At 33.6% G+C, this 12,622-nt stretch carries 13 protein-coding genes; 6 read left to right on the plus strand and 7 right to left on the minus strand.

Annotated elements, in window-relative coordinates; all coding sequences use genetic code 11:
• The first annotated feature begins 45 nt into the window (after positions 1-45).
• The 6 genes from FA048_RS01215 to FA048_RS01240 all read left to right on the plus strand — a co-directional run bounded on the left by FA048_RS01215 (position 46) and on the right by FA048_RS01240 (position 4,493).
• A complete protein-coding gene (locus tag FA048_RS01215; protein ID WP_225872446.1) occupies positions 46-597 on the plus strand; it encodes an RNA polymerase sigma factor in 552 nt (183 codons plus the stop codon).
• On the plus strand, positions 560-1,783 hold the full coding sequence (locus tag FA048_RS01220; RefSeq protein WP_136838181.1) for an outer membrane beta-barrel protein: 1,224 nt from the start codon (positions 560-562) through the stop codon (positions 1,781-1,783). Before FA048_RS01215 ends, FA048_RS01220 begins: the two co-directional genes overlap by 38 nt.
• On the plus strand, positions 1,767-2,327 hold the full coding sequence (locus FA048_RS01225) for a YceI family protein (RefSeq protein WP_136838182.1): 561 nt from the start codon (positions 1,767-1,769) through the stop codon (positions 2,325-2,327). The genes FA048_RS01220 and FA048_RS01225 overlap by 17 nt, the downstream gene beginning before the upstream one ends.
• Positions 2,328-2,333: 6 nt before the next feature.
• Positions 2,334-3,281 carry a DUF5777 family beta-barrel protein gene (locus tag FA048_RS01230; protein WP_136838183.1) on the plus strand — a complete coding sequence of 316 codons (948 nt, stop codon included), beginning with the start codon at positions 2,334-2,336 and terminating at the stop codon, positions 3,279-3,281.
• A gap of 12 nt (positions 3,282-3,293) precedes the next feature.
• Positions 3,294-3,755 carry a QcrA and Rieske domain-containing protein gene (locus FA048_RS01235; RefSeq protein ID WP_136838184.1) on the plus strand — a complete coding sequence of 154 codons (462 nt, stop codon included), beginning with the start codon at positions 3,294-3,296 and terminating at the stop codon, positions 3,753-3,755.
• A gap of 219 nt (positions 3,756-3,974) precedes the next feature.
• Positions 3,975-4,493, plus strand: a complete 519-nt coding sequence (locus FA048_RS01240) for a DUF4251 domain-containing protein (protein ID WP_136838185.1) — start codon at positions 3,975-3,977, stop codon at positions 4,491-4,493.
• Between the two features lie 47 nt (positions 4,494-4,540).
• Here the strand turns inward: FA048_RS01240 and FA048_RS01245 are convergent, their stop codons facing one another.
• The 7 genes from FA048_RS01245 to FA048_RS01275 all read right to left on the minus strand — a co-directional run bounded on the left by FA048_RS01245 (position 4,541) and on the right by FA048_RS01275 (position 12,612).
• Entirely contained in the window at positions 4,541-5,614 is a 1,074-nt protein-coding gene (locus FA048_RS01245) for a glutaminyl-peptide cyclotransferase (RefSeq protein WP_136838186.1), read from the minus strand.
• The gene (locus FA048_RS01250) at positions 5,595-5,957 is read right to left on the minus strand and encodes a YraN family protein (RefSeq protein WP_136838187.1); all 363 of its coding nucleotides are present in this window, start codon (positions 5,955-5,957) and stop codon (positions 5,595-5,597) included. The genes FA048_RS01245 and FA048_RS01250 overlap by 20 nt, the downstream gene beginning before the upstream one ends.
• A gap of 47 nt (positions 5,958-6,004) precedes the next feature.
• On the minus strand, positions 6,005-7,951 hold the full coding sequence (dnaG, locus tag FA048_RS01255) for a DNA primase (protein ID WP_136838188.1): 1,947 nt from the start codon (positions 7,949-7,951) through the stop codon (positions 6,005-6,007).
• 76 nt (positions 7,952-8,027) lie between these two features.
• On the minus strand, positions 8,028-8,693 hold the full coding sequence (locus FA048_RS01260; RefSeq protein WP_136838189.1) for an SGNH/GDSL hydrolase family protein: 666 nt from the start codon (positions 8,691-8,693) through the stop codon (positions 8,028-8,030).
• Between the two features lie 6 nt (positions 8,694-8,699).
• Positions 8,700-10,265, minus strand: a complete 1,566-nt coding sequence (locus tag FA048_RS01265) for a serine hydrolase (RefSeq protein ID WP_136838190.1) — start codon at positions 10,263-10,265, stop codon at positions 8,700-8,702.
• A 119-nt stretch (positions 10,266-10,384) separates the two neighbouring features.
• A complete protein-coding gene (locus FA048_RS01270; protein ID WP_136838191.1) occupies positions 10,385-11,329 on the minus strand; it encodes a hypothetical protein in 945 nt (314 codons plus the stop codon).
• Between the two features lie 101 nt (positions 11,330-11,430).
• Positions 11,431-12,612: a M20 metallopeptidase family protein gene (locus FA048_RS01275; RefSeq protein ID WP_136838192.1), complete on the minus strand. Its 1,182-nt coding sequence runs from the start codon at positions 12,610-12,612 to the stop codon at positions 11,431-11,433.
• Between the last annotated feature and the right edge of the window lie 10 nt (positions 12,613-12,622).

Here is a 12,622-nt window from a genome sequence, read left to right on the forward strand (position 1 = left end):
GTATCCGTAACTGCAAATATCAAACAACTCCTAATTGAGAATATTTTGCTAACACCCGAACTCATCAATGGCTGTATAGATAAAGATAGAAAGAGTCAAAAAGAACTCTATCGGCAGTACTATGGCTATTCAATGCGAATTTGCTTGCGTTATGCAAAAAGTAAAGATGAAGCAGTTGAAATGGTAAATGACGGATTTATGAAAATGTTTATGAATATGCACAAATATGACAGGCTGCGCTCATTTAATGCATGGATTAGTACCATAATGATTAACACATCGATAGATTATTATAGAAACCGAATAAGAAAAATAGAAATGGAAGAACTAAATGCTAATCACGAAGTGGAAGATAGTGAAAACATTCTTTCTCATTTAAATTATGAGGACCTTATTAAACTGGTTCAAAAACTCTCTACTGCTTACAGAACGGTATTTAACCTATTTGCAATTGACGGTTTTACACATGAAGAAATTTCAGAGATGCTATCTATTTCTATTGGCACCTCTAAATCTAATCTTTTTAAGGCTAGAGAAAATTTAAAAAAAATGTTGGCTGATGCACCTATTTCAGATCAACGAAAAATTAATTATTGAGATGAAAGAGTTGAATGATAATGATTTTGATCAGGCTTTTAAAACTAGGATAACTGAAGAGTTTCCTGAGTTTGAGGAAGAGTCATGGTTAAAGATGGAGAAGAAGTTACGTAAAAGAGAAAGGGTTACATTTTTAAGATATGCAAGTATCTTATTACTGTTGTTATCATTTGGCGCTACATTTTATATTTTAAATAGAAAGAATGAAGCTAAAACAGATACAGTTGTAGTAGAAAACATCAAAAATAGAACTAAAGTTAGCCCGCAATTAACTAAACCATCACAAGAAGAAGTGGCATTAGATGATAAATCAATAGCTAAAAACATTAAACAAACTCCTAATGTGGTTAATCAAGGTTTTGAAGTTATTCAATCTAATATTGCTCCTGCTAAAAATCCAATACCAATAGCAAATACTCCTGTTCAAAATTCATCAAATGCTAATATCAAGAACAATCAAGAAGCAGTAGTTGTATCACAAGGGCAACCTGCAGATCAAGCTCAACAAGATGTAATTGCTAGTTCAGATCCTGTAATAAAAGGAATAGATTTAGTAAAACCAAAAACTGAAATACAAACAAAAGTTAAAAGAAAAATCCCAATTAGTGTAGCCATATTAGCAGGGCCTGATTTTAGCTCTACAAGTTCACTTATTGGTGGTAAAAGTGGAGTAACTATTGGATTTACAGTTGGAATTGGTTTAACCAAGAAACTAAGTTTACAAACCGGAATGAGTTACGGAAGTAAAAATTATTCTGCCAGTGCTTATGATTATACATTTAATAATCCTACTGCCAATAAAGCAAATTTCTCTGGAATTAATGCAGCCTGTAAGGTTATTGAAATTCCACTAAGGGCTTCTTATAATATAAGTGAAAACCAAAAAAGAAGCATTGAGCTTAATGCCGGCCTCTCTACTTATTTGATGACAAAGGAAAATTATGTTTTTAAATATAATCAGACATTAAATAGAGCAGATAGAATTACAAATGTCTCAAATGCTAATCAACATTATTTAGGCGTAATAGACTTGTCAGCAACCTATAATATTAAATTAAAGAATAAAAAATTCGCTTTTGGTATGGAACCCTACATCAAAATTCCTTTAACTGGCATAGGAGAAGGTAGCGTTCCATTAAAATCAAGTGGTATATCATTAAAACTTCGTTATGATTTCAATAAATAAGAACAAATTCATATTGCTGGTGCTAGTCTGTTTGACATGTATATACAATGTAAATGCACAAACATTTATTAGTCGAAACGTTAAGATTAACATATTTTCATCAACCCCTGTTGAAGATATTAAAGCAGCTAGTAATGGTGGAAATGCTGTTTTAATAACATCAACACAAGAAATAGCCGTACAACTGGCCATTAAAAGCTTATCATTTGATAAAAAGTTAATGCAAGAGCATTTTAATGAAAACTACATGGAAAGTGATAAGTATCCATTAGCAAAGTTTAAAGGAAATTTTGAGCCAAAGATTGATTGGAGCAAAGATGGTGAATATACTGTTGCTGCAAAAGGAATCTTATCTGTTCATGGTATAGATCAACCGAGAACAATAACAGGAAAAATAGCCATCAAAAATGGAATGATAACTCTCAATTCTAATTTCGATGTTGCCTGCGCTGCTCATAAAATTAAAATCCCAAGTTTAGTGTTTACCAAAATAGCTGAAGTGATAAAAATAAATATACAAGCAACATTAACCTCCCTAAAATAAATTATTATGACAAAGAATAAACTACTTATTTATCTCTTTTTAATAATGACCCTATTGGCATTAAGAGCGAGTGCTCAAACAACAGATTCATTATTAAATTCTTTAGATAGCAGTAAAAAATATAACAAAGTTGAATCTACTTTTAAGGCGACTCATATTGTTTTATCACACTCTACAGAGACCCAGAAAAAGCATGATTTAGATTTAAGAATTCGTCATCATTTTGGAGATATAGGTGGGGAGTTTGGGAGTGCACATACACTTTATGGGCTTGATGTTGCCACAGACCTATTTATAGGATTAGATTATGGGGTAAGTGATAAATTAACTATTGGTATTGGGAGAAGCAAACACGATGAACTGTTCGATTTATACATCAAACAAAAATTAATACAACAGAAAAAAGATAGCGGAATGCCATTTAATTTAACCTTTTTGGCTCAAATAGGATTAGTTGCTAGAGCACCTTTCGCTACCACAGAATTTGCCAATTATAGTGATAGAATAACTTATTTAATACAACCTATCCTATCTAGAAAATTCTCATCTAGAATTTCATTGCAAGTTATGCCATCTTATTTATTGCGTTCGGTAAGTGCAGATCAAAATGATCCTGAAAATATATTTTCTATCGGTTTCGCTGGCAGAGTTAAGCTTACCAAACGACTTTCTTTTGTTGCGGATTATACCATGGTTAGTGGCTTATCCAGACCAAATAATTTAACAGTTCCCTTATATAATCCATTGGGTGTAGGGTTAGAAATTGAAACTGGTGGGCATATTTTTTCGCTCAACTTTATGAACTCAGAATATATAACAGAAAATAATTTCATCGCCAATACAAAAAAATCATGGACAGAAGGTGGGGTTCGTTTTGGGTTTACGATCTCTAGAAATTTTAGTCTTTTTAAATCCAAGAACAAGGATCCTAATACAAAATCAACTATTTACTAAAAATTAAATTTTATGGAACGTAACGAATTTATCAAATCATTAGGGCTTGGTATAGCCCTCGTATGCACTGGAAGTTGCATGACAGGATGTGGCAGCAAAGGTGATGACCCTACCCCTGCGCCTGGTGGTGGAGGTGGAGGTGGCGGCTCAGCTGGCACAAAAGTTAATGTAGATTTAGGTTCACAGCTATTAACTGTTGGTGCATTTCTAGCATCAGGTGGTGTTTTATTTATCAGAACTGCAACTGGCAATGCAGCAAGTTCTTTTGTTGCTACGCAAGCTTCTTGCCCACATCAGGGAGGTGCGCTTAATTGGGTACAGGCAAGTAATGTTATTCAGTGTAGTTTGCACAGCTCTAAATATACTACTACCGGTAGCATTGTAGCACAACCTAATGATGGCGGAACTACATCGGCATTAAAAGTATATGCATTAGCTGTATCTGGAACAACATTAACAGCAACAATATCTTAGTTTAGCCTTGGTCAGGTACATTTATGTATTTGACCAAAGCTAATTTCGCAAACGTTATACATCAGCCATTTAAACACTTTAAATTTGTATCTTATAATAAATACATTAACATTTATGGATTCTGGCATAAAATTTAATCATATTCTTGAAAAGCAGGAACGTGACTTATAATAAGCTTAAGTTCGGCTTAGTGATTATATTATTTTAAATAAGGATAAGATGAAAGTGTTTAAAAAATTAGTGCTATTAGTTTTGGTCTTCGTAACTTTTAAAGCAAATGCACAAACAGATAAAGCAACTACGACTAAAATTGTAGAAGAAAAGAATTATGTTTTTGTAGCTACATCAGCTACTCCATTAAATAGTGCAGATATTAATAAAATAATGAGTAGAATGCCCGGAAATATGAATGGTGGTAATATTAACTTATCTGGAAGTTCTTACGATGTTCGTGTGGTTAAAGATAGCGTTATAGCTTACCTTCCTTATTACGGACGGTCTTATTCTGCATCAATGAATCCAGATGAACAAGGTTATAAGTTTACGTCTACTGACTTTATTTATGATTCTAAAAAGAATAAAAGGGGCTGGAACATCAACATTAAAACTAAAGATGTTAGAGATAATGTACAAATGAATTTGAGCATCTCGCAAGGCGGATACGCCACATTGAGTGTAGTGAGTAACAATAAACAGTCAATAACTTATAATGGTTATTTGAGCGAGGTTAAAAAGTAGTTAGGATTAGAATACATCCTAAAATTTAAAAATGGTTCATTATTAACTTAATGAACTATTTTTATTTCATACAATTTAGGCCACTTTTTACCTCCAACAAAAAGACGTTTTCCATTTGCATCCCAAGCAATCCCGTTAAGCACATTATTTTGGATCTCATCTGAAGTTTTAAAGAAGTCTTTAGGCACTAAGGCAGTTAGATCTAATTGAGACTCCACAGCTCCTGTCAAAGGATTAATAATTACAATTTTATTACTTAGGTAAACATTTGCATAAATTTTACCATTAATAAATTCGAGTTCATTTAAACTATCAACTGGACCATTGTTGTCGTAAATCTCAATATAGCTTTCTTCTTTCAAAGTGTTCGCATTCATTAACCAAATACGATTTGATCCATCAGAGCGAAGTATATTTTTACCGTCAAAAGTTAAGCCCCAACCTTCCCTGCTATTTTGATAAGGGAAACTACCCAACTGTTTAAAAGTCTTTGCATCGAATATGAAACCCATATTTTCTTTCCAGGTTAACATGATAATCTTGTCACCAATTTTTAAGGATCCTTCGCCAAAATATTGTGGATCTAATTTGGTTCTCTGCAAGGTTTTGCCAGATTTTAAATCAATATATTTTAGTTCTGAACGACCATTCTCTCCTGTACTCTCTAACAATTTGCCATCTACATAACTTAAACCTTCTGTGTAAGCACTTGTATCATGAGGAAATGTGTTTACGATTTTATAAGTTAATTGTTTTGGAACCTGGTTCGTTTTTAGAACGACATTCGTATTGATTGTATCTTTTTTATCAGCTATAGTAACGATGGCGGTAATCATTCTATAACCTAATAGCAAGTTTTTAGTCGGCAATAAAATAGAATCAGCATTTATGTGTTTACTTATTAATTTTCCATCTAACATATAAACAACAGAGTCGATCTTTATATTTTTTGGTACATCAAGTTTAATTTTCACTTCATCACCAACATTAAAATTATCTCCCTGATTAGGTGTACTAAAAGTGATTAAGACATTTTCATCATCTCTACAACCAAAAGCTAAGACTACTAAAAAAGCTATGGTGATTAATTTAATTGATTTGTTAAGAAGGCCAAAATGCATCTTCAATATGGTTTATGGTGTAATTATTTTGTTTATCAAATAATACTGAAACAATGTCAAATCGGATTTCTCCTTTATGATTCATTAATTCAATATATTCATTTGCAGCCAAATCCATTTGCTTTTGCTTAGTTTCGCTCACAAAGTCTTCGGGCATTCCATACGCAACGGAAGTTCTTGTTTTAACTTCTACAAAGATGATTTGTCTATTTAAGTAAGCAATTAAATCTACTTCTGCTTTACCGTGAACCCAATTTTCATCTAATATTTCGTAGCCTTGTTTTTCTAAAAATGCTTTTGCAATAGCTTCACCTTTAAAGCCCAAATCGTTATGACTTGCCATGTATCAGTATCGGGTAAATCGAATTGCAAATTGAGATTTATTCATGCTTATTTTACTATTACAGAACCTAAGAATTTTGAAATCTCTTTTTCTACATTTTTAATAAATGCGTATCGCTGCATTAAAATCTCTTGGTTAGTTGCATCGTTTTCTGTTTTAATTTCTTTTAGTAAATCCAACAAAATGCGATCCACTTTTCGTTTTTTAAGATGGTACAATCCACCTAAAATAGTGGCTTTAAGATTTACAGTTTCATCTCTAACATAGATGTTGTGTTTATTGTACCAATTTTCGCTTAAGGTATATGGCGAGCTTGAAAGTGTAATGGCCAAATCTGCAATATCCCTATCTTCACTCTTGATAAATTGGTTTGCAGTAGGTAACTGGCCATTTTCTATCTCAATCCTATAATGGTCTATTATTTTCTTGCAAAGTTTATTCTCGAAAGTAACATCAGTTAAATTCTGCATAATAAATGAACCGATATACATGTTATCAATCTTATCCCAACTTACCAATTCATGCCCAAATGCCAATAATAAGCGTACAATTTCTTGTTCTTGTAATTCATCATTTGCTATAGTCTCGGCTTGCACAACTGCAGTTGGTGCATCATCTGCAAAAAGGTTGTCTGGTGGTAAATCTTGGTGTTGCGGCTGTCTACTCTGTGTAGTGTTAGATTTTTTGAGCTTTGCAGCTCGCATTGTATTTAGTTCACTCAGTAAAATTCGCTCCTCAATCTGTAATAAACTACTACATTCGCGAATAAATACAGAGGCTTTGATATTATCAGGAATTTTAGCAATACTTTCTACAATATCACGAATAATACCTGCTCTTTTAATTGGATCGTTACCAGCCTCTGCCAAAAGGATGTTAGCTTTATATAAAATAAAATCCTTGCGGTTTTCTTCTATATAGGTTTTAAAGGCTCCAGCACCAACTTTATGCATGTAAGAATCAGGGTCGTCTCCTGCCGGAAAAGAAACTACTTTTACATTTAGTCCTTCCTCCAAAATCATATCTAATCCACGTAAAGAGGCTTTGATACCAGCCGCATCTCCATCATAAAGAATAGTTACATTTTGCGTAAAACGACCAATTAATCGAATTTGCTCAATGGTTAAAGATGTACCTGATGAAGCAACAACATTTTCGATATTGGCTTGGTGAACAGAAAGTACATCGGCATAACCTTCAACTAAATAACAATTGTCTAAATCTCTAATTGCTTTTTTGGCATGAAACAAACCATATAAAACATTCGATTTATGATAGATCTCGCTCTCTGGTGAGTTTACGTATTTCGGAACATTTTTATCAGTTTTAAGAGTTCTCCCCCCAAAACCAATTACTCTACCTGTAAAGTTGTGGATAGGAAACATTACACGACCACGGAACCTGTCGTAAAGTTTACCCTTATCATTTCTGATGGCTAAACCAGTTTTTTCTAGATACTCTTCAGCGTGTTTATTTTTAACAGCATCTTGCGTTAATGCATCCCAAACATCAGGTGAATAACCTAGGTTAAATTTTTTAATGATGTCTTCACGAAATCCTCGTTCTTTAAAGTAGCTTAGTCCAATTGCCTTGCCCTCATCACCATTCCACAATTGATCTTCGAAATAAGTTGCTGCAAACTGAGAAACGATGTATAAACTTTCCCTAGCATTTTGAGCTTCTACATCTTGAACAGTTTCTACAGTTTCTTCTACTTCAATGTTATATTTATTGGCTAAAAACTTAAGTGCTTCTGGATATGAATACTTTTCATGCTCCATAATAAAGCGAACTGCATCTCCACCTTTACCACAACCAAAACATTTATAGATGCCTTTACTTACAGAAACGTGAAATGAGGGTGTTTTTTCACCATGAAATGGGCAATTACCTATTAAACTTGTTCCGCGTTTTTTTAAGTGCACAAAATCACCAACCACCTCTTCAATGCGGGCGGTTTCAACAATCTTGTCTATGGTTTCGCGGTTTATCATATCGGTTGTGGGTTGCGAGTTATGGGTTGCAGGTTATGAATCCAGACCTGTAACTTATAACCTGTAACTCGTAACATTATTTTATAAAAGGCAACATGGTATCGGCAACTAATTTGTTGCCAGCATCATTTAAATGTACCCTATCAGTAGTTAAAACTCCTTTTTCTTTATCTTCTGTATTGTTAGCATTTTCATAATCAACAAAAGCTTTTCTTAAATCACACAGTGGAAGATTATTTTTTACAGCTAAGCCCCTTACGCCTTCAGCATATTTATTTAGATCTGCATCTACTTCATTAGCATTGTTTTTCTTTTCGCCAATTACAGTTGGTGTGCATAAAACCACTTTGCTGCCGTTAGCTTGTATTTTATTGATTAACGCTTGATAGAACTTTAAATATTTATCGTAATCCGTTCCTGTTTTAGCACCTAATTTATGCCAAACATCATTAATACCAACGTAAATAAATACCAAATCAGGTTTTTTATTTAAAACGTCATCTTCCATTCTCAAGTAAAGATCGTATACTTTATTACCTCCTATACCAGCTCCAATTAACTGAAATTTTGATGAGTCTAAAGTTTTCTTTAGTAAATTGATGTAGCCATTACCTTTTACCCCAGCTTGAGTAATAGAATCACCAAAGAAAATTACTTTTTTAGGTTTTGGTTTCATCGCCATACTTAAGATAATAATTGCGGTTGCAGCAACTAGGCTGATTGATTTAATGTAAGTTTTCATGTTCAATTATTTATTATTGGCTAGTTTAAAATCTAAATCTTGGAAATCAAAGCTAAAATCTGTTAACGGTGATATTGCTGCCATTTTAAATCCATCGGCTTTGCCATTATTATCTAAGCTAAAGTTTACAAAAGCATCTGCATCTAAGCTTCTATCGTACCATTTTACAATAAAAGTATTGCCTTTATAAAAAGTCATATCCCCTTTTAATTTTGGTGCATTTTTAGCCTGAAAATGCATTTTACCATTCAATTCACTAACTGTCACTTCACCAAACCATGCATCTTTGAAAGTTCCATAAAAGTTCTTTACTTCAGGTTTAACTGTATTTGCTTTTTGAGCAGTGCTAATATCTGCCCAAGTTTTGTCTACAATTTCTTGAGCTTGTTTTTCGTTTCTTAGCCTGTTATCATTATGGATCTTAATTCGATCCATCCCTTTGATATTCAAATAACCATCTTTAATGGAGTTGGTAATCGAATTAAAAGCTGCGCCAGATTGTTGGTTGGTCAATACAATAATTCCTAGTTTCAAATCTGGCAGAATAGTTACTTGGGTAACGATGCCTGATAACCCACCTGTATGTGTTGCTTGGAAATTTCCATTTACATTGCTTAAAAACCAGCCTAATCCGTAGCTACTAAAATTAGCTGGATTACCGCCTGCAATGATAGTTTGAGGTGTCCAAAGCTCTCTATGTATGGCTGGGCTAAATAGTTTCTTTTCTAAATTATCACCATACTTACCTGTGTTCATCATGGCGATTACCCATTTACTCATATCTATAATATTAGAATAAATTCCACCTGCTGCATTTGCGATTTCACCAAAACTTAAACCTACAGGAAGTAATTTTCCTTCATATGGAGCATGACCATCAATCACATTCGTTTTATCTTTTAAACGATACCATGAAGCTACAGTTTTAGTCATTCCCAAAGGTTTGATAATCCTTCCCTCAATGAAATTTTCATATGTCATTCCCGAAACTCTTTCTACAACTTCTCCAGCCACAATGTACATTAGGTTGTCATAATCATATTTAGTACGAAATGAAGAAACTGGCTTTAAAAAGCGTAAATTATGAATGAGTTGTTTTTTATTAACTGTTGATGAATCTGGCCAAATCATTAAATCGCCAGCTCCTAAACCTAAGCCACTTCGGTGTGTTAACAAATCTTTAACTGTAAATTCGCTAGTTACATAAGCATCGTACATTTTAAACTCTGGAATTACATCTGTTACTTTGGTATCCCAAGTGATTTTTTTCTCATCAACCAACATTCCTAATGCAGCTGCTGTGAATGCTTTAGTGTTAGATGCCACTCCAAAAAGCGTATTTTCATCTACTTTTAAATTGGTTTTGATAGAACGAACACCATAACCCTTTGCGTGGATAACCTTACCATCTTTAATAACTGCGACAGCAACACCAGGCACATTAAAAGTGCTTAATGTTTTTTCTGCTACACTATCAATTTGTTTTGAGGTTAATATTTGTGCATTTAAACTCGTTACCGAGAACAATAATGCAACCAAGCAAAGCTTAAATAAGCGAAAATAGATTTGCATAAAATGAATTTAATTGAAAGTTAAAGATAATAATCTTTTGGCGTTTGGAGTATAACGATCTTGATTTCTCCCATTGCCATTGCTAGTTTCGCAGGTAAAAAGGATTTAAAGCAAAAAGATTACTTGCCTTTCCCGAGCTTATAATCTTTATGAACAATCAAGAAACTGGCTCTTTCTTCTTTTTTGAATGGATAATCCCAATTACCTTGGTAGGTAATTTTTGTAGGTAATTTTACTTCATTAAAATAGCTCATCTCTATGTTCATTTGCACATCAAAATCGAAGAGCATATTACTGTATTTCATATCCACGTAACGCCCTAAAATTTCAAAAGTTCTTTTATCAAATATGGTAACCAATTCTTTAATCATTAGCCCATCTTTTGTCCAACTGCTTAACCCTGGTTTTACTGAAACTTTAAATCTATAAACGGGGATTGAATCTAAATAGGTAGCACTGTAAAATGAATAATCGTAATATTGGCGCATGTTAGCAGTAAAAATTTCGGTTTTGCTCCCAATAAAGGGTAAACCTTTTATTGGTTTACCCGGATTAAATATTAAAGTCTTTAATTTATCCTTGTAGCTTTCATTCGTCCCTCCCTTTCCATCACCAGCTGGGGCATTTGGAACAAAATCAGTGTTATAGGCATTCATAAAAATGTAATCGAACATTTCTATAGTATATAATTGATATTTACCATTTTTCTTGAAAATATTTCCGCTATTTTCTTTTACTAAATATTCCATTTTGTAAGGTCCATCGTTGTTATGCTTTATTTTACGATAAACCTTACCATCAACTTTGTTATTTTTATCATAAGAAAAAATGCGATTTTCGGCTATGAAAGTATACTTCTTCATATTTCTAAACGCCTGATAAAAACTGGTGTCGTTAATAATGGCATTTATAAATGTTTCAATTCCGAATTTTTGAGCTGTAATCTTTACTACAGAATCCAGTTGAATTGTTTTAATGGTATCAGGATTAAAACGTGGAATTTCTTGACTATTGGCTTTTAAAAACAGTATGGTCGAAACTATAAGTAGGATTATTCTTTTCATTTTTGGTAGAAAGTTCGTTGCTTAAATTGTTATATTGCTTTATTGTTGCATATTACACTATCAATTGCAAATACCCTGCCTAAAGGTTAAAAATTCACAACTTAATTACCAAGCTGTTTCAATGCAATGTAAGCCATTAAGCCGGTTGAAGTTTTTAATGCATCTTCATCTATATCAAAGTTTGGAGTATGCACGGAATACATTGTTCCTTTTTCTGCATTACCAGTTCCTAAACGATAAAAGCATGCATCAGTTACTTGAGAATAATAAGCAAAATCTTCTGCGGCCATCCAAATGTCTAAATCTATAACGTTTTCCTTGCCTAAATAGTCTTCTGCGAACTCACGAGCGTTCGCTGTTAGTTTTTCTTCATTAATTAAAAATGGATAACCTCTATGAATATCGAAGTCGCAGCTTCCGCCCATGCTTTCGGCAATTCCTTCAGCCATTTTTTTCATCAGTCTATGGGCCTCATTTCTCCAATCCTCATTTAAGGTTCTAAAAGTTCCCTCTAGCTTTACTTCATTAGGGATGATATTTGTAGCACCATTTGCATTAACTTTTCCAAAAGAAAGTACAGATGGTAAACGTGGGTCAGCATTTCTACTTACAATTTGTTGTAAAGCCACAATGATATGGGCAGTAATTAAAACAGGATCGATATTTTGATGAGGTTGAGCACCGTGTCCACCCTTTCCGGTAACAGTTACATATAGCTCATCAGTTGAGGCCATATAAATACCTGAGCGGAAACCAACTTTACCAGTTTCAATCATTGGCATAACATGCTGTCCAACAATAGCTTGAGGCTTAGGGTTTTCTAGCACGCCTTCTTTAATCATGATACTCGCCCCACCGGGCAAAAGTTCTTCAGCAGGTTGAAAAACTAATTTAATGGTACCAGCAAACTCATTTTTAAGCTGACTTAAAATATAAGCAGTTCCTAAAAGCGATGAACTGTGCACATCATGTCCGCAGGCATGCATTACCCCATGGTTTTTAGAACGGTAAGGTTTGTCATTAGCCTCATGAATAGGCAAAGCGTCCATATCTGCACGCAAGGCGATAATTTTATCTGATGGAATAGCTCCTTTAATTAAACCCACAACACCAGTATTTGCCATAGCGATGTATTCGATACCCCATTCTTCTAATTTCTCCTTTATAAATAAAGAAGTTTGGAATTCTTTAAAAGAAAGCTCTGGATTGGAATGGATATGATGGCGATAACCAACTACATCATTATATATTTTACCTGCTAGTTCTTGTATTTTATTTTTCATAACCGTTTGT

This window comes from Pedobacter polaris, from assembly GCF_005116505.1.
GTDB classification, from domain to species: Bacteria; Bacteroidota; Bacteroidia; order Sphingobacteriales; family Sphingobacteriaceae; genus Pedobacter; species Pedobacter polaris.

What these genes read in the sequence shown, in the direction of transcription:
- FA048_RS01220 (WP_136838181.1), top strand. Translation starts at nt 560, where the DNA reads ATGCACCTATTTCAGATCAACGAAAAATTAATTATTGAGATGAAAGAG.
- FA048_RS01225 (WP_136838182.1), top strand. Translation starts at nt 1,767, where the DNA reads ATGATTTCAATAAATAAGAACAAATTCATATTGCTGGTGCTAGTCTGT.
- FA048_RS01230 (WP_136838183.1), top strand. Translation starts at nt 2,334, where the DNA reads ATGACAAAGAATAAACTACTTATTTATCTCTTTTTAATAATGACCCTA.
- FA048_RS01235 (WP_136838184.1), top strand. Translation starts at nt 3,294, where the DNA reads ATGGAACGTAACGAATTTATCAAATCATTAGGGCTTGGTATAGCCCTC.
- FA048_RS01240 (WP_136838185.1), top strand. Translation starts at nt 3,975, where the DNA reads ATGAAAGTGTTTAAAAAATTAGTGCTATTAGTTTTGGTCTTCGTAACT.
- FA048_RS01245 (WP_136838186.1), bottom strand. Translation starts at nt 5,614, where the DNA reads ATGCATTTTGGCCTTCTTAACAAATCAATTAAATTAATCACCATAGCT.
- FA048_RS01250 (WP_136838187.1), bottom strand. Translation starts at nt 5,957, where the DNA reads ATGGCAAGTCATAACGATTTGGGCTTTAAAGGTGAAGCTATTGCAAAA.
- dnaG (WP_136838188.1), bottom strand. Translation starts at nt 7,951, where the DNA reads ATGATAAACCGCGAAACCATAGACAAGATTGTTGAAACCGCCCGCATT.
- FA048_RS01260 (WP_136838189.1), bottom strand. Translation starts at nt 8,693, where the DNA reads ATGAAAACTTACATTAAATCAATCAGCCTAGTTGCTGCAACCGCAATT.
- FA048_RS01265 (WP_136838190.1), bottom strand. Translation starts at nt 10,265, where the DNA reads ATGCAAATCTATTTTCGCTTATTTAAGCTTTGCTTGGTTGCATTATTG.
- FA048_RS01270 (WP_136838191.1), bottom strand. Translation starts at nt 11,329, where the DNA reads ATGAAAAGAATAATCCTACTTATAGTTTCGACCATACTGTTTTTAAAA.
- FA048_RS01275 (WP_136838192.1), bottom strand. Translation starts at nt 12,612, where the DNA reads ATGAAAAATAAAATACAAGAACTAGCAGGTAAAATATATAATGATGTA.